This is a genomic window from Bacillus tequilensis (assembly GCF_012225885.1).
GTDB lineage: Bacteria > Bacillota > Bacilli > Bacillales > Bacillaceae > Bacillus > Bacillus tequilensis.
In genome coordinates, this window is the sequence record NZ_CP048852.1 from 3001937 (window position 1) to 3019508 (window position 17572).

The 17572-nt window shown below is 44.2% G+C and carries 16 protein-coding genes and 1 pseudogene; 3 read left to right on the forward strand and 14 right to left on the reverse strand.

Features of this window, described 5'->3' with window-relative positions:
* Positions 1–155: 155 nt before the first annotated feature.
* From G4P54_RS15965 to mcpB, 5 genes and pseudogenes are all read right to left on the reverse strand, one after another.
* Complete coding sequence (locus tag G4P54_RS15965; protein ID WP_167873193.1) at positions 156–2141, reverse strand: methyl-accepting chemotaxis protein; 1986 nt, start codon at positions 2139–2141, stop codon at positions 156–158.
* Between the two features lie 112 nt (positions 2142–2253).
* Positions 2254–3204, reverse strand: a complete 951-nt coding sequence (locus G4P54_RS21795) for a methyl-accepting chemotaxis protein (RefSeq protein ID WP_370444912.1) — start codon at positions 3202–3204, stop codon at positions 2254–2256.
* Positions 3199–4239 (reverse strand): annotated as a pseudogene (locus tag G4P54_RS21800) (cache domain-containing protein); the annotation flags it as partial. The pseudogene G4P54_RS21800 and the gene G4P54_RS21795, both read right to left, overlap by 6 nt.
* Positions 4240–4361: 122 nt before the next feature.
* Entirely contained in the window at positions 4362–6350 is a 1989-nt protein-coding gene (locus G4P54_RS15975; RefSeq protein WP_167873194.1) for a methyl-accepting chemotaxis protein, read from the reverse strand.
* Positions 6351–6527: 177 nt separating this feature from the next.
* Positions 6528–8516 (reverse strand): methyl-accepting chemotaxis protein McpB, encoded by a 1989-nt coding sequence (gene mcpB, locus G4P54_RS15980; RefSeq protein WP_167873195.1) that lies wholly within the window; start codon positions 8514–8516, stop codon positions 6528–6530.
* Between the two features lie 157 nt (positions 8517–8673).
* On the opposite strand from mcpB, the gene G4P54_RS15985 reads away from it, so the two are divergent.
* A complete protein-coding gene (locus G4P54_RS15985) occupies positions 8674–9411 on the forward strand; it encodes a protein-glutamine gamma-glutamyltransferase (protein WP_167873196.1) in 738 nt (245 codons plus the stop codon).
* Between the two features lie 12 nt (positions 9412–9423).
* On the opposite strand, the gene G4P54_RS15990 is transcribed toward G4P54_RS15985, so the two are convergent.
* From G4P54_RS15990 to G4P54_RS16020, 7 genes are all read right to left on the reverse strand, one after another.
* Complete coding sequence (locus tag G4P54_RS15990; RefSeq protein WP_024713017.1) at positions 9424–9678, reverse strand: hypothetical protein; 255 nt, start codon at positions 9676–9678, stop codon at positions 9424–9426.
* A 30-nt stretch (positions 9679–9708) separates the two neighbouring features.
* Positions 9709–10734, reverse strand: a complete 1026-nt coding sequence (locus G4P54_RS15995) for a nitronate monooxygenase (RefSeq protein ID WP_167873197.1) — start codon at positions 10732–10734, stop codon at positions 9709–9711.
* Positions 10735–10747: 13 nt separating this feature from the next.
* Positions 10748–11146, reverse strand: coding sequence for a secondary thiamine-phosphate synthase enzyme YjbQ (locus G4P54_RS16000; protein ID WP_024713015.1), 399 nt, complete (start codon positions 11144–11146; stop codon positions 10748–10750).
* Positions 11147–11263: 117 nt separating this feature from the next.
* On the reverse strand, positions 11264–12928 hold the full coding sequence (locus G4P54_RS16005; RefSeq protein ID WP_167873198.1) for a glycoside hydrolase family 13 protein: 1665 nt from the start codon (positions 12926–12928) through the stop codon (positions 11264–11266).
* 124 nt (positions 12929–13052) lie between these two features.
* Positions 13053–14342, reverse strand: coding sequence for a hemolysin family protein (locus tag G4P54_RS16010; protein WP_024713013.1), 1290 nt, complete (start codon positions 14340–14342; stop codon positions 13053–13055).
* A 43-nt stretch (positions 14343–14385) separates the two neighbouring features.
* The gene (locus tag G4P54_RS16015; RefSeq protein ID WP_167873199.1) at positions 14386–15063 is read right to left on the reverse strand and encodes a zinc metallopeptidase; all 678 of its coding nucleotides are present in this window, start codon (positions 15061–15063) and stop codon (positions 14386–14388) included.
* Positions 15064–15102: 39 nt separating this feature from the next.
* On the reverse strand, positions 15103–15366 hold the full coding sequence (locus G4P54_RS16020; RefSeq protein WP_167873200.1) for a YuzI family membrane protein: 264 nt from the start codon (positions 15364–15366) through the stop codon (positions 15103–15105).
* Between the two features lie 123 nt (positions 15367–15489).
* Here G4P54_RS16020 and G4P54_RS16025 point away from each other — a divergent pair, with 123 nt between their 5' ends.
* Together G4P54_RS16025 and kbfO are read left to right on the forward strand one after the other, a co-directional pair.
* Positions 15490–15744 (forward strand): protein mistic, encoded by a 255-nt coding sequence (locus G4P54_RS16025; protein ID WP_032681571.1) that lies wholly within the window; start codon positions 15490–15492, stop codon positions 15742–15744.
* Positions 15741–16727, forward strand: a complete 987-nt coding sequence (gene kbfO / locus G4P54_RS16030) for a potassium channel protein KbfO (RefSeq protein WP_024713010.1) — start codon at positions 15741–15743, stop codon at positions 16725–16727. The genes G4P54_RS16025 and kbfO overlap by 4 nt, the downstream gene beginning before the upstream one ends.
* Here kbfO and G4P54_RS16035 read toward each other — a convergent pair.
* Together G4P54_RS16035 and G4P54_RS16040 are read right to left on the reverse strand one after the other, a co-directional pair.
* Positions 16724–17128: a YugN-like family protein gene (locus tag G4P54_RS16035; RefSeq protein WP_024713009.1), complete on the reverse strand. Its 405-nt coding sequence runs from the start codon at positions 17126–17128 to the stop codon at positions 16724–16726. The genes kbfO and G4P54_RS16035 overlap by 4 nt on opposite strands.
* A 59-nt stretch (positions 17129–17187) precedes the next feature.
* Complete coding sequence (locus G4P54_RS16040) at positions 17188–17553, reverse strand: hypothetical protein (protein ID WP_167873201.1); 366 nt, start codon at positions 17551–17553, stop codon at positions 17188–17190.
* Positions 17554–17572 lie beyond the last annotated feature (19 nt).

The window sequence follows — 17572 nt, forward strand, 5'->3', positions numbered from 1 at the left end:
CAAAAGCCGCGGCGGATGTTTTATTAGACAATCGGAGAAAATGCCTTCCTCATGAAAAGCAAGTGAGTCCGTCAGCCGCTTCATTATAAACGATCTTTGTTTCTTTTTTCCCACAAAAAAAAGAAAGCAGCAAAATGCCGCTTTCTTTTCCATTATCATTCAATGATAAATTTCTTCGTGATGTCCTGAAGTTCTTCCGCCATGTTTGCCAGCGTTTCAGCTGAAGAACTGATTTCTTCCATTGACGCAAGCTGTTCTTCCGCTGAAGCTGCGATGTCTTGAATGCCTGCTGAGCTTTCTTTCGACACTTCAGAAATATCCTCAACCGCACTTGACACTTCCTGTGACCCGGCTGACAGCTGTTCAACTGTCGCGTTCAGGTTTTGCAGTTCGCCGGAAATTTGGCTTGTCATTTCATAGATCTGTTTAAAGCTTTCCGCTGTTTTGTCCGTAATCTGCAAGCCTTCCTTCACTTCATGATTCACAGATTGGAACATCGAAAGGGAGGTGCTGATTTCTCTGACAATCTCTTGAATTAACCCTTCAATTTCCTTGGCAGAGTCTGCTGATTGTACGGCTAGTTTTCTGACCTCTTCCGCTACTACCGAGAAGCCTCTTCCGTATTCTCCCGCTCTTGCCGCTTCAATCGCAGCATTTAATGCCAGCAGGTTGGTTTGGTCAGCAATGCCGTTAATCACATTTAAGATGCTTGTGATGTCTTGCGATTTTGTTTCAAGGCCCTTCACAACAGCCTCTGCTTTTTGAACAGATTGATCGATTGTTTTCATTTGGCCGACTGTGTGTTCCACCAGTTTTTCACCGCTGCCTGCTGCCTCAGAGGACTTGATCGATGACTTTGTAATGGTTGAAGACGTCTGTGCCACTTTGGAAATTCCCTCGTTCATTTGAGAAAGGTGGTTTGAGCTTGTTTCCAGCTTCTCGCTTTGCGCCTCATTGCCATCTGAAAATTGTTCAATGGCAAGTGTAATGTGTTCTGTCGCCTTGCTCGTTTGGGCTGCGCTTGCTGTCAGCTCTTCAGAAGATGACGCCACGTTTTCTACAGACGTTTGGATAACGCCGATCACAGAACGTAAGGATGCAGACATTTCGTTAAAGCTTTCTCCGAGCTGGCCAAGCTCGTTTTTCGAGTGGATGTCAATAACTTCTGTAAGATCCCCGCTGCTGATTTTCGCAGACGTTGTGACCAGTTTTCTTAACGGCTTGGTAATGGCACTGATAATAAAGAGAATAAGTATGCCGCCGATCACAATTGACACGCATAGAATGATAAGTGCCGTGTTCAGTACCGGGCTTGAAGCATCTTGCAATTCACTGACAAAGTATGTGCCCCCAATTTTCCAGCCAGTCAGTTTATTTGTTGTGAAGGCCATTTTCTTTTCTTTGCCTTCAAACGTATATTCAAATGTGCCGCCTTCTTTGGAATATACTTCGTTTGTCCAATCGCCGGATCCGATTGTCCCTGGCTTAATCGTCGGATGGGCGATGTATTTTTTGCTGCCTGTTGTAATGAATGCGAAGCCTTCTTTACCGATTTTGATTCTTTGCGAAGCCGCAAGCACTTCATCCAGGTTTAAATCAATTGCCACAACCCCTGAGCCGTCTTTTAGTTGTTCGGAAATTGTGATAACTGTTTTATTTGTTGAAACATCAGTGTAAGGCTCTGAAAAAACAGCTGTTCCGCTTTTACTTGCTGCATCCTTAAACCAATCACGTTCTGTCGGATCATAGTTTTTTGGATTAGTCGTTTTTGGATACTGGACCATTTTCTTATCATTTGAAGCAATGTAAACAGACGCTACATCAGCATTCAGCTCGGTATACTGCTTAAATTTTTCATTCAACAACGTTTTGTTTTTTCCTTGTAAAACACCTTTATCTAGTGACTCGCTGTAATAATTAAGTGCTTTTACTTTATTATTCAATTTGTTTTGCAGGGTGCTGTTAAGTTCTTCAACATTTCCCATTGCACTATTCGTAAGTTCTCTGTCCAGTGCATTCCAAGCTGATTGATAACTGAAATATGCTAAAACCCCAACCGGCAAAATAAGCACCGCCAGAAAAGCTGCAATAAGCGGTTTGCTGATTGATGGCTGTTTAATCCATTTTATAAATTTCCCCATTCTTATTGATTCCTCCTTTAAGCTAAATCTAATATCGTCAAACTAGGATAAAAGCTTTAATAAAAAAACTAAAAAAAACACCCAAACGCATAGGCTTGGGTGTTTTGGCTTATTATTCGATTTTGAAACGCTTAGTCATATCGCGAAGCTCTTCCGCCATAGACGAAAGGGTTTCCGCTGACGAGCTGATTTCTTCCATAGAAGCAAGCTGCTCTTCGGCTGACGCCGCGATATCTTGTATATGATCTGAGCTTTCTTTTGAAATTGATGCAATGTGATCTGAGGCCCCAGAAACTTCCTCAGAGCTGGCAGAAAGCTGCTGAACCGTCGCACTCATATTTTGCAGTTCGCCGGCGATTTGATTCGTCATTTCAGAAATGCGTCTAAAGCTTATTTCTGTTTTATCTGTAATGTCAAGGCCTGTCTGAACCTCTTGATTGACAGATTGGAACATGCCCAGAGATGTATTGATTTCCTTCACAATTTCGATGATTAATCCTTCGATCTCTTTTGCTGAATCCGCTGACTGAACTGCCAGTTTTCTCACTTCTTCCGCTACAACGGAGAAGCCGCGGCCGTATTCGCCTGCGCGTGCCGCTTCAATTGCAGCATTTAACGCCAGCAGGTTCGTCTGATCTGCGATACCGTTAATCACACGTAAAATATTGGTGATGTCTTTCGATTTCGTTTCCAATCCGCGTACGACTTGTTCAGCTTCTTTAACGGACTTGTCAATAACGTTCATTTGGCCGACGGTTTGGTGAACAAGCTTTCCGCCTTCACTTGCGATTTCTGTTGATTGAACGGATGAATCTGTGATGACTTCAGAAGCTTGTGCCATATTCGTCAATCCGTCATTCATTTGAGAAATATGCTCTGCTGCGGTTTCAATGTTTTCATTCTGTTTTTCATTGCCGTTTGAGAATTGTTCAATCGCCAATGTAATGTGCTCTGTTGCCTTGCTTGTTTGCGCGGCTGATGCGGTCAGCTCCTCAGAGGAAGCCGCAACGTTGTCCACGGAGTCCTGAATCGCTTGTATGAGAGACCGAAGTGACGACGCCATATTGTTGAAGCTTTTGCCGAGCTCGCCCAATTCATCTTTTGAACGGATATCAATGGTTTCCGTCAAATCTCCCTCGCTGATCCGCTTAGAGGAACCGACAAGCTGTTTCAATGGCAATGTGATAGATCGAATGATCAGTGTCATGACGATGATCCCGATAATAATGGCAGCTGCCAGCACAATTAAAGCGAGATGCAGGACAGGCTGCGCAGCATCGTGTATTTCATCCAATGACATCGTGCCGGCAATTTTCCACCCTGTTAACTTGTTTGTGTCAAAGGCCAGCTTTTTACTTTCTCCATCTTTTTCGTATTGATAATCACCTTTATCCGCATTTAACATCTTATCGACTGCGCCTTTTAATTCAGTTCCTGAAGTTTCCTTAGGATGGGCGACCACTTTTTTGTCCTTTGTCATGATAAAAGCATAGCCTTGTTTGCCGATGCTGACTTTTTTGGTTGTTTTCAGCAGGTTTTCAATCGTCATGTTGATTGCGATAACGCCTGAACCATCTTTTGTCTGCTGGGCGATTGTCACAACCATCGTATTTGTAGAAGCCGTTTTATAAGGATCTGTGATTACGACTTTCCCTTTGTTCGCAACCGCTTTTTGGTACCAGTCGCGCTCTACCGGCTTGTAATCGCTCGGCATTGGAATATCCGGGTAACGGGTGAAGCGTCCGTTTTCATCACTTGTATAAATGGATTCTACATCTTTATTAATGCTGATATACTGTGAAAATTTCTCTTTAATGCTTGCATTGCTTTTCGCATTATATCTTTCTTTTGTCAGCCATTCACTGAAGTAATCGGCGCTGTCTTCTTTTTCACCGATGCTCGTGTTAATAATCTCGTTTAATTGCTGTACATTTTGTAATGCGCTCCCCATCATCTGTTTGTCGAGAGAACTGCTTGCCGATTGATACGCAATGGCTGCCAATATGACAACCGGTATGATGAGGATCGACAGAAAGGAAACGAGAAGCTTCCGTGTGATTGATCTTTGTTTTATCAGTTGGAGTATTTTTTTCATCATTCATTTCTCCTTTTTTATGCTACCCTTCATATCGGCTGGAAATGGGTAAATATATACAGTAAAAAAGAAGAATTTTAGAAAAAGAAACTATTTTCCTATAAAAAGATGGTTTCTTGGACCTATTACTCATCCACCTTAAATCGTTTTGTCAGATCACGGAGTTCTTCAGACATTTTTTCAAGCGTCTGTGCGGAAGAACTGATCTCCTCCATGGATGCCAGCTGTTCCTCGGCTGAAGCGGCGATATCCTGGATGCCGTCCGAGCTTTCTTTAGAAATAGCTGTGATGTCATTTGAAGCAGCGGAAATTTCCTGAGCTCCCGCTGACAGCTCCTCAACCGTCGCATTCATGTTTTGCAGAGTTGCAGCAATTTCTTTGGTCATGTTTGAAATATGTTTGAAGCTCTGTTTGGTTTCATCCGTCATGACAAGCCCTGTTTCAACTTCATTATTCACAGACTGGAGCACGTTCAATGATGTATGAATTTCTTTTACAATTTCGCTGATCAGCGATTCAATCTCTTTGGCCGAGTCAGCGGACTGTACCGCGAGTTTTCTCACTTCCTCAGCGACGACGGAGAAGCCCCGCCCATATTCTCCCGCTCTGGCAGCTTCAATGGCGGCATTTAACGCTAAAAGATTGGTTTGATCTGCAATGCCGTTGATGACACGCAAAATATTCGTGATATCCTTTGATTTGATCTCAAGTCCCTTCACGACTTGTTCTGCTTTCTTTACGGAATGATCAATCGTATTCATCTGGTCGGCTGTTTTCTGTACGAGTGTCTCACCCTTGCTTGATAACTCTGTTGAATCTGCGGATGTTTCTGTAATGACTACAGCAGCCCGCGCCAGTTCAGCCAATCCGTCGTTCATTTCATTAATTTGTTCGGTAGTCGTCTCAATTTTGTCGTTTTGGCTTTCGCTTCCGTTTGAAAATTGCTCAATGGCCATCGTAATATGCTCAGTGGCTCTGCTTGTCTGATCGGCCGATGCAGTCAGTTCTTCGGACGATGAAGCGACATGTTCTACTGAATCTTTGATGCCGTGAATGAGCGATCGGAGTGAGTGGGCCATATGATTGAAGCTCTGGCTCAGAACGCCGAGTTCATCTTTTGATTTGATTTCAATTGTTTCCGTTAGATCGCCTTCACTGATTTTTTCAGCCGATGCGACAATGCGTCTTAATGGCTTTGTAATAGATCGAATCACAAAATAAATCGCCGTTATTCCAGCTGCAATGGCAATTGCCAGTACGATTGATGCCACGGTCAGCACTTTGCTTGCAGCATCGCGGATCTCATCCGCATACATCGTGCCGCTGATTTTCCAGCCTGTTGTTTCACTTGTGGCAAAGATCATTTTCTTCTCTTTGCCTTCGTACGTGTATTCAAAATCGCCGTTTTTATCTTTGTAGAGCTTATCAACCCAGTCCCCTTTTAATTCAGCTCCCGCTTTTTCTCCGGCAAAGGCAATAACTTTTTTGTTTTGGCTTAAGATAAAAGCATAGCCTTCTTTTCCGATATTGATTCCTTCCGCGGTCGAGACCAGGTCATCAATCTTCATATCAATGGCGACGACACCTGATCCATCCTCCGTCTGACGGGCGAGGGTGACGACCATTTTTCCTGAAGAAACAGATTCATAGGGTTCAGTAACAATTGTTTTGCCTTTATGGGCCATTGCTTCTTTGTACCAATCTCGTTCCAAAGGATTAAAGTCACTCGGCATTTCTGTGTATGGAAAATATGTGAATTCCCCGCCTTTGCTGCTGGAAAATACTGCAGCGACATTGTCATTCATTTGGATAAATTGTTTAAATCTCTGTTTCAGCTCTGTTTTCTTTTTATCGTTTAACTTATCTGCTGTAACCCAATCGCTGAAAAACGCGAGGCTTTTTTCAGTTGTGCTGATTTTACCATCAATAATGTTGTCTAATATTTGAACGTTTTCCTTTGCGCTTTGCGTCATCTGGATATCTAGAGAAGCAACTGCTGATTGATAAGCGCTTGCCGAAAGGGCGGTTATCGGAACAATTAAGATCAGCAGGAAAGAAATGATAAGTCTCCTGGCAATTGATGACCTGCGAATAGTGGTAAGTGTTTTTTTCATTTCCTTTTGAACCTTCTTTCAATAATTTACAAATTATATCGGATGATATTCCTTTATATTACATTGAAAATGAAGGAAAAAATGAAAAATAGTTCTAAAATCACCGAACGTACTAGGACTTTGTTATTATTTCCGGTATGAAAAAACAGCGCCTTGATAAGCGCTGTTTTTCTGTTTTTATTCAATTTTAAATTGCTTTGTCAGATCACGGAGCTCTTCTGCCATTTGTGCAAGAGTGGTCGCTGATGAACTGATTTCTTCCATTGAGGCAAGCTGCTCCTCAGCTGATGCGGCAATGTCCTGGATACTTGCCGAACTTTCTTTCGAGACATCGGCAATGCCGCTGACTGCTGTGGAAACATGCTGTGAACGGTCTGACAGCTGTTCGACGGTCGAATTCATCGTCTGCAATTTGCCCGCGATTTCGTTTGTCATGCCGAAAATGCTCTGGAAGCTCTCTTTTGTATGATCTGTCACAACAAGTCCGGACTGCACTTCCTGATTGACCTCTTTAAACATGTGAAGAGAGGTATCGATTTCTGCTACGATTTCTTGAATCAGCTTTTCGATCTCTTTTGCTGAACCAGCTGATTGAACTGCCAGTTTGCGCACTTCCTCCGCTACGACAGAGAAGCCGCGTCCTGATTCTCCGGCACGCGCCGCTTCAATAGCTGCGTTTAATGCCAGCAGGTTTGTTTGATCAGCGATGCCATTGATGACTCTCAGAATGCTTGTGATGTCTTTTGATTTTCCTTCTAAGCCTTTAACTACAGCCTCAGCCTGCTGAACCGACTGGTTAATCGAGTTCATTTGTCCGACTGTCTCCTGTACAAACTTTTCACCCGTTCCGGCGATTTCCGTTGATTGGATAGACGCCTTTGTAATATCTGATGATGTTTGTGAGACTTTTTGGAGCCCTTCATTCATTAAGTTCAGCTGATGAGAGCTGGAATCAACCTTTTCGCTTTGTTCTTCGTTTCCGTTGGAGAACTGCTCAATCGCCATCGTGATATGCTCGGTGGCTTTACTTGTCTGTCCGGCAGATGCAGTCAGCTGTTCTGATGATGCGGCCACATTGTTCACCGAGTCCTGAATAGCGCTGATCAGTGAGCGGAGAGATTGTCCCATTTCATTGAAGCTTTCCCCAAGCTCTCCAAGCTCATCCTTCGAACGGATTTCGATCGTTTCTGTCAGATCCCCGCTGCTGATTGTTTTCGATGACTGAACGAGTCGTTTTAACGGTTTTGTAATTGAACGGACGATAAACAGAATTAAAACCCCGCCTATAACAATGGAAGCGATCAGCACGATCATACCTGTTATCAACACAGATTTTGAGGCATCCTTGATTTCACTCATGTACATTGCGCCGGCTATTTTCCAGCCCGTCAGTTCATTTGTTGTATATGTCATCTTTTTATCTGCATGCTCCGAAGTATACTGGAGTTCACCGCTGTCGTTGGCATACATGTTGGCTACCCAGTCTCCTGACAGCTTTTCTCCAGCCTTATGGTCCTGGTGGGCGACATAGGTTTTGTTTTTCGTCGCAATGAAAACATAGCCTTCTTTACCGACCTTGATTTGTTTCATCTGTTCTAACAATTTATCTATGGTAATATCCATGGCGACAACACCGGATTTGTCCTTCAGCTCCTGGGCAATAGTAATGACCATGCTTCCGTCACTCGCTGCCACGTAAGGATCTGTCACTACAATTTCACCGCCGGCCTTCATCGCATCTTGATACCAAGGGCGCTGTCTCGGATCGTATCCATCCGGCAATTGTTCCTTTGGTGCTTGTACATAAGTACCGTTTTCTGAGCCTCCATAAATTCTGGCTACCCCTTGATTGATCGAAACATATTGTGAAAACTTGGCCTTAAGCTCTTCTTGATTAGATTTTCCTTTGAACGCGGAGCTTTTAAGAGATTCACTGAAAAAGGTGACTGCTTTCGCTTTTGCTCCCAGATCATTTGTAACGGTTGTATTAAATGTATTGACACTGTTTTTCGCATTCCCCATAATTTCCTGATCCAGCTTTCCGCTGGCGCTTCGGTAAGAACTAAATTCCAAAATAAGAATAGGGATCATGAGAATCGCAATAAATGAGACGATTAATTTCCTTGAGATAGACGGTTTCTTCAGCCAGTTGATAAAAGTCTTCATGCACAGTTGCTCCTTCAGGTTTAATACAGTATATATCGGCTGCTTAAAAAAGTTTTAAAATAAAAAAAGAAGAAGTTCTTTTTTGGCTGCCTTCTGCCTTTTAACTTTCATTGCCCAAGCTCTTTGCATATCTTATAAAAAACAAGGGGGGATTAAGATGATTATTGTATCCGGACAATGGCTCCGTCCCCAAGATATTGAGAACTGGCAGATTGAACAGCATTTGAAACCGCTGTTAAAAGAGATGATCGAGACGCCTGTTCAGTTTGATTATCATTCAATCGCTGAACTGATATTTGAGCTTAAACTGCGGATGAATATTGTTGCATCGGCAAAAGCGCTGTACAAAAGCGGAGCAAAGTTTGCCACTTTTTTAAAAACGTACGGGAATACAGCGTATTGGAGGGTTTCACCGGAAGGCGCCTTGGAGCTGAAGTATCGAATGTCGCCTTCAAAAGCGATTCGGGACATTGCAAAAAACGGCCCGTTTTACGCGTTTGAATGCGCGACCGCAATTGTTGTCATTTATTACTTGGCTTTGATTGATACAATCGGGGAAGAAAAATTTGATGCCAGCTTTGACAACATTATTTTATATGATTGGCATTATGAGAAATTGCCGATATATACGGAAACAGGACATCATTATTTCCTCGGAGATTGCTTGTATTTTAAAAATCCAGAGTTTGATCCGCAAAAAGCGCAGTGGAGAGGCGAAAATGTGATTGTATTGGGAGAGGATAAATATTTTGCCCACGGCCTTGGAATCTTAAGCGGAAAGCAAATTATCGATAAGCTGAATTCTTTTAGAAGAATGGGCGCCGTCCAGCAGGCCTACCTTATGCCTCAGGCGACCAGACTGGATGTTCCGTCTCTTTACCGCATCGTCCGCTAAAAACCCCATCGTCTACTTCTGCGACGACGGGGTTTCAAACACTCTTCGTTTTCGATAAAAAGGGGCTGTGCCAAAATACTGGTTCGCAGTCCATTCCATTTTTTCAAGGTCATTTCTTGTCACGATAGGATCTTGGCTGCTCCATTTAATAAAGCGGACAAAATAGTAGCCTTTTATAGGAGCCATTGTAACTTTTGAATGAGGCCAGCCTTCAAATACAAACTCAATTTTCCCTCTTTTTTTATACGAATATTGAAGAATGTTCATCATCTGTCACCTCTGTTGATCAAGTTACGTTCAGCAAAGTTCGGCTAACAGTGTCTTCACGTCAATGGGACCGTTCAGCATTCCGACGGATTGCCCCGCCCACAGAGACATGTACCCGGAATCTTTTTCTTTGGCTGCGTGTTTTCTCATCGGCTTTGTTAATGTGTTTTGCAATGGATACGGAAGTGCGTTTGCTTCCTCAGCCTGCTGCTCTTTCATCCATTGATTGACTATACCCCTTGCAGGCTTACCTGAAAACAATGAGGTGAGGCGTGTGTCTGTTCCCTGTGCCTTTTTTAATTCTCGTCTGTACGTTTCCGAAACTTCGCATTCCTCACACATGAGAAACGGCGTCCCGACCTGTACGCCGTGCGCGCCTAGACAATGAGCGGCCTGGACGCCGCGCCGGTCGGCAATCCCGCCTGCCGCGATGACTGGAACGGAAACAGAATCTGCCGCTTGGGGGATCAGTGACATGAGGCCAAGTGCGGATTCCCCGCTGACCGGCAGAAAAGACCCGCGGTGCCCGCCCGCTTCGCTTCCTTGCAGTACGATGATGTCCATTCCGCGTTTTTCAAGCAGGACGGCTTCCTCCGGAGTTGTAGCTGTCCCGATGAGAGAGCAGCCATTTTTCTTTAACGCTTGAATGCTTTCGCCCGGCGGAATGCCGAACGTAAACGAGCAGGCTTTTACATTGTGTTTGAGAATGATATTTATTTTTTCATGGAAATCCTCCCATTCTTCTTCCTCTGAAGAGAATGGAGGAGCCTGTTCGGCAAACGGGATTTTGTTTTTCCAAATTCGAACGGTGTCCTCAGCCGGTTCATTTCTGCTTTCCGGAACAAACACATTCACTTGAAATACCCGATCAGTCAGCTGCTGCATTTCAATGATTTGCTTTTCAAGCATGTCGGGACTGAGATATCCTGACGCCAGGCTGCCAAGCGCGCCTTCGTTCGACACAGCGGATGCCAGGCTGGGCGTGACAAGCCCGCCGGCCATTGGCGCCTGGATGACAGGTTTTGTCAGTGATAATGCTTTCATCCATTCCGTCATAAAAAACCTCCTGTTACTCCATGATTTTGATATAGCATGTCCGAGTGCGAGGGCCGTCAAATTCGCAGAAATAAATGCCCTGCCATGTCCCAAGAATGAGGCGGCCGTTTTCGATCATGACATGCTGTGAAGCTCCGACCGTACTCGACTTCATGTGCGCAGCTGTATTGCCCTCCATATGGCGGTCCAGCTCGTGTTCCCACGGATACACCTCATCAAATCTTCTGAGCATATCTGTTTTGACGTCTGGGTCGGCATTTTCATTAATTGTAATGCCCGCTGTCGTATGCGGACAATAAATCAGCACCGCGCCGCTCGTCACACCTGTTTCTTGAAGAAAGGCTTCCACCTCACGCGTAATCTCAATCATTTCATCTCGTTTGGCCGTTTTGATTTGCAGTGTTTTCAGCATTTGTTTCTCCTTTCATTTGTCCGCTCTATTTGCTATTTCGTTCTGTGTTCTTTTTTTCCTGTTACAGCGCTCATATAAACCTGATAAAAACAAAAAACTCCAGTCTCTGGCTGGAGTTTAGCGCCATACATAAATTCTTGCTTCATACGGCTTTAACAGCAATGATGTCATGTGCTTATGAGGCTTTGTTTCCACATTTGCCAATGCGAGTCTGTCCGATGACAAGGGCAGCCCGGAGTGCTTAAATAAAGCCGGTGTTCTTGTCAGATTAGCCATCACCAATGCAGTATGGTTCTCGTTTTTCCGAAGATACGCAAAGATTTGCTGATCCTCCGGTAAGATGAGCTCGTATGTCCCGTGGATAAAAACATCGGATGTTTGACGCAGTTTGATCAAGCTTTTGTAAAAGTGGTATACGGATGTTTGATCGTTTTCTTGCGCTTCGGCATTCAGCCATTTGTAATTTTCATTGATTCCCATCCACGGTTTGGCTTCAGAGAATCCGGCGTATCGATCAGCAGTCCATTGCATCGGCGTTCGTGAATTGTCCCTTCCCTTTTTCCAGACAATCTTCATCACATCCTCGTGTGATGCGCCTTTCGCCATTTCTGTTTCATACATGCGTTTCATGGCGACGTCATCATAATCCTGAATAGACGGAAATGCTACGTTTGTCATGCCGAGTTCCTGTCCCTGATAAATAAACGGTGTGCCTTTCATGAGAAAATAGACAGCGGCAAGCGCTTTTGCACTTTCTTTCAGGTACACTTCGTCGTCTCCCCACACAGAAACCGAACGGGGCTGGTCGTGATTTTCCATAAACAAAGCATTCCAGCCGATCCCTTCAAGACTGGCCTGCCAGTCAGTTAACATTCGTTTGAAGGAGACGATGTCGATGCTTTCATTGATCTCTACATCCCACAGGCCGAGATGCTCAAATTGAAAAATCATATTGAAGATGCCGTTTTTTTCTCCAGCCCATTCAGCCGCTTCCTTCGCAGCGACACCGTTCGCCTCTCCGACTGTCATGATCGGATAGCGGGAAAATGTGTGTTCCTTCAGCTCTGTTAACAAATCCATTATACCGTCAGCGTTCATATGATACGGAAAGGAAGGTACGTAATCCAGCCCCTTTGGATTCGGCAGATCAGGAAGCCCTTCTTTTTTCTTAATATGCGTAATGGCATCTACCCGAAAGCCATCAATTCCTTTATCAAGCCACCAATTTATCATGTCATAAACGGCAGTTCTCACTTTTTCATTTTCCCAATTCAAATCCGGCTGTTTTTGATCAAAAAGGTGCAGGTAATACTGGCTTGTCTTTTGGTCATACTGCCATGCCGGCCCGCCAAAAATGCTTTCCCAATTGTTCGGCGCTTTTCCGTTTTTGCCGTCCTTCCAAATATACCAGTCTCGTTTTTCGGAGTGTATGGATGAACGTGATTCAATAAACCATGGATGCTCGTCGCTTGTATGGTTCACGACAAGATCCATAATCAGCTTCATCCCCAGCTCGTGAATGTCATCAAGCAGCTGATCAAAATCCCCCATTGTGCCAAAATCGCTTAATATGTTTTGATAATCCCTGATATCATAGCCGTTATCGGCATTGGGCGAATCATACAGCGGGCAAATCCAGATGACGTCAGCACCCAGCTCTTTTATGTAGTGAAGCTTGGATCTAATCCCTTGAATGTCGCCGATTCCATCGCCATTTGAATCTTTAAAACTGCGGGGGTAAATTTGATAGACAACCGCTTCCTTCCACCAAGCCTTTTTCATACGAGCACTCCTTCCTAAGTGTGCGGTCTATATATCTTATGTAGAAAAAAGGCTTTACAGCATTGTTTTTTAGAAAACCGTCAGCCATCAAAAAAACAGCCGCTCAATCTTCGGCTGTTTTTGATCAAAAGTCAGTTTTTTTAATTTCCACAAAACGGATATGATGATCTTCGGCATCGAGAATTTTAAATTCACAGCCCTCAGCGTGTATCACCTCTCCTGCTTTCAGCTCCATTTTTTGCGCCAGCAGCCATCCTGCAATCGTATCGATTTCTTCATTTTCAATGGCAATATCGAGCAGATCGTTCACTTCATCTATTAGCGCTTTTCCATCCATGACATAATGGTGCTCGCCTTTTTTCAAAATGTGCGGCGTTTCATCCTGATCATATTCATCACGGATTTCCCCGACGATCTCCTCGATAATATCCTCGACAGTGACGAGACCCGCTGTTCCTCCGTATTCATCAACGAGAATCGCCATGTGAATCCGCTCCTTCTGCATGCGGATTAAAAGCTGCTGCACAGGGATGCTTTCAATAACCCTGATGACGGGTCTCATGATCTGCTCCAGCTCGATCGGCTGGCCGAGAAAATAAGCTTTAAACATATCTTTGCTGTTGATGATCCCTAAAATATGATCCTTGTCTTCTTTAATGACGGGATAGCGTGTATACCGTTCATTAATGATGTGATGAATCGCTTCTTCAAGCGACTGCTCCAGAGAGATGACCGCAATTTCTGTCCGCGGAATCATAATTTCTCTCGCTACCCGGTTGTCGAATTCAAAAATCTTATTCACATAGCGAAATTCAGACTGATTGATTTCTCCCTTTTCATAGCTTTCAGAAAGGATCAGCCTCAGCTCCTCTTCACTGATGACGACCTCATGCTCCTTCACCGAATGAAAGCCAAACAATTTGACAAGAAAGCTTGCAGAGCCGTTCAATGCTTTAATAAACGGATATGTGATTTTATAAAACCAGATCAGCGGCTTTGCAATCCATAAACTGACAGCCTCAGCCTTTTGAATAGAAACCGTTTTCGGGGCAAGCTCCCCCATCACCACATGCAAAAAAGTGACGATGATAAATGCAACTACAAATGTGACGATGTGGTTAAACGGTTCCGGCATGCCTGTCATTGTAAATAAGGGATGAAGAATGCGTTCAAATGTCGGTTCACCAAGCCATCCAAGGCCGAGTGCTGTAATCGTAATCCCGAGCTGGCAGGCTGATAAATACTCGTCAAGGTTGGAGATAATTTTATGTGCGGCAAGCGCCCGGCTGTCACCGCTTTCGATGAGCTGATTGATTTTTGAGCCTCTGAGTTTGACGATCGCAAATTCAGCTGCGACAAACACAGCCGTAATGCCAATCAAAACAAATAGGGCGATCAATTGTAAAATAAGCAAAAAAAGCCCTTACCATAAATGGTAAGGGGCCACCTCCTTAACGTTAATTCTCATTACGACCGTTTAAGAAGATCATCACAAAGCGAAGAAGCTCAAACAGGGAAACCAGGGCGGCAGCCACATACGTTAAGGCGGCGGCGCTCAGCACTTTATTTACCCCATTCTCTTCATTGTTTCGGATGAATCCTTCTGACACTATAATCTGCTTTGCGCGTGAACTTGCATTGAATTCAACCGGCAATGTGATCAGCTGGAAAAAGACAGCGGCTGAAAACAAAATGATGCCGAGGCCGATCAAATTCAGGCTGCCGAGAAGCATGCCCCCTAAGAAAAGCAAAGGCGCTACACCGGATGCGAAATTCACGACTGGGAAGATTTTATGTCTCAGCACAAGCGCACCATATGACTCCTGATGCTGCAAGGCATGTCCGACTTCATGGGAAGCTACGGATATGGCGGAAATCGAGCGGCCGTAATAGACCGGCTCAGATAAACGCACCACCCGTCTTGTCGGGTCGTAATGGTCTGTTAAAGTGCCACTTACCGGTTCGACCGGCACGTCGTAAAGACCGTTTATATCTAAAATCCGTCTTGCCGTTTCTGCCCCTGTACGTCCGCTTGAGGCTTCCACTTTTGAATATTTTTCAAAGTTGCTCTTCACTTTAAATTGTGCCCAAAACGACAATCCCAATGCGGCTATTGTTAAAAATATAAACAGCATTTTTCATCATCCTTTTTTCATGATCATTTCTTATTACGATTATTTTAATGAGTTTTCTTTCCCGTGTACAGAAATGCGCTTCTTCTTCCGGCTCGGAGCACACATTCCGATCAGCAGAAAGAACAGTCCTGATATAAACAAATAAAAGGAAAAACTGCCGGCCAGCTGTTTCAGAAAGTGAAGCCATGAGAAGCTGCCTGAAAAGTGATTATATGAATTCAAATCGAAAATAAACAATATGACTGCGGATGCAGCCAGCTGTGTACCGATCAAAACCACGATCGTTCTTTGAATGATCGTCATCTTTTTTCATCCTTTTTGTTTTAGTTTATGGAGAAATCCGTTTTTATATGTTTTGTTCATTTTTTGAAAAACATCACCGGAAGTGGGACATACTGTTAGTAAAAAGTACGGGTGGTATAAGCCATGAAAGTGACGAGCGAGGAAAAGGAACGGCTGAGCACGGCAATTGACCGAATGAATGAAGGGCTGGACGCGTTTATCCAGCTTTATAATGAATCGGAAATCGATGAGCCGCTGATCCAGTTTGATGATGATACTGCCGATTTAATGAAGCAGGCTCGGGATATGTACGGCCAGGAAAAGCTAAATAAGAAATTAAATACAATCATAAAACAGATTTTATCCATTTCAGTATCTGAAGAAGGAGAAAACGAATGAAATCAAACCGGATATTTATTTCATGGCTCCGGTGGCCGTTATTTATCCGAATTGGGGTTATTATTTTATGTCTGATTCTTTTATTCGGCCAAATCATTTATATACTTGAGCCAAAGCAGTTCACTTCGGTATTTGAAGGCATTTGGTGGGCTGTCGTTACTGTTTCGACAGTCGGTTATGGAGATTATGTGCCGCACACGCCGCTGGGACAGGCTGCCGGGATTCTGCTGATTTTGAGCGGAGCAAGCTTTGTCACCGCGTATTTCGCCACATTATCAGCGGCTGCATTCAACAGACAGCACCGCTACATCGAAGGAAAAGTCGCTTACAAAGGCCGCGGCCACATTATTATCATCGGGTGGAATGAAAAAACAAACCGCCTGCTGAAGGAGCTGCAGCTTGCGGCTCCTTCTAAGACGGTTGTGCTGATCGATGAATCTTTAAAAGAAGGCCCGCTTATCGAAAATGTCCATTTCATACGAGGGTACGCTGCTGATGATGAGACATTGAAACGAGCCAATATTACTGAAGCGGAATCAGTGATCATTACGGCCGATCAGTATAAAAGTGAAACGGAAGCAGATATGCTGTCGGTGCTGATTCTTTTATCAGTTAAAGGCCTTAATCCTCTTGCTTACTGCATTGCTGAGATTTTGACTGACCGGTTTGTCACAAACGCTGAGCGGGCAGGCGCTAATCAAATTATCGGAACTTCAGAATTTATCAGCCGGGCGATCCTGCATCATTACCAAGTCAAGCTACGGCCTTCTAAACAGCAGAACGGAATCAAGCTGACACTTGATCAGCATGTGGAGCTTCTTGCTGTTCCTGATGAACTAAAGGGAGCGGCTTACAAAACGTGCATCCTCTATTTCCTTGATCACAACACGACAATTATAGGCGTACAAAAAGAGGAGGGGCCGATGATTTCCCCTCCTCTTACATACAAAGTGCTCGAAACAGACCAATTTCTTGCCATCTAATGCAGCAAAACATCCTCCAGTTCCTTCACAAGGGAGGCGCCGATATCTAAATACGCTGGATCAATTTCCGCGTCCCGCCTTTCCGGTTCGGAAAATTGATTAAACAATGATTGGAACGGCCCTCCCTCGGCGTGGTCGTCAAGATCCGTCTGAAACACCTGCCTTAGCATAAACGGCGTTCCGATCCGGACAGCCGCGCCGCGTTCATCGAGACTGCCCTGTACCGCATTGATGGGAATCCTTAAAAACAAATAGCCGTCTCTATCATCAATTTTATAATCAAAATAGCCGTGATGGTATTCCCAGCCGCCGTTTATCACATAACCGAGCGGCTTCATCACTTGTTCCAGTTCTTGAAGCAGAAAAGACTGCCCATCTATCACAGAAGGTATTGGTATCATCAAAATGCCCCTTTTTTACTTATCCTGTCCTTCCGGGCAAGACTTCATTCAGAGGCAAACTACATGGAAATCGTTGTTTCTTTCGATCGTCCGACAGAAAAGAAAGCGCATTCAAATAAAAAGTAAACAGCCATCGCCGGTGCAAGCCCTGCGGCCGATTCCCATGAAAGATAAACAACCGCGGCATAGAGCCCTAATTTAGTGAAAAGAGTATGAGATCGTTTTACATGCAACATCCGGTGTACCGCATCGGTAAAAAGCGCAAGCGGCAAACCAATAGGAAGAAAGACGAGGATGAAAAAGTATAACATCGTACCGCCGAAGCTTGAGGAAAACTCTGTGTGCACGGCGTCGAAGGAAAAAAGAATGCATAGAACAGCAGCAGAAAAAATGGCAATGATGAGATGCTTAACCAATTGTTTCATGAACCATCAGCACCCTTCT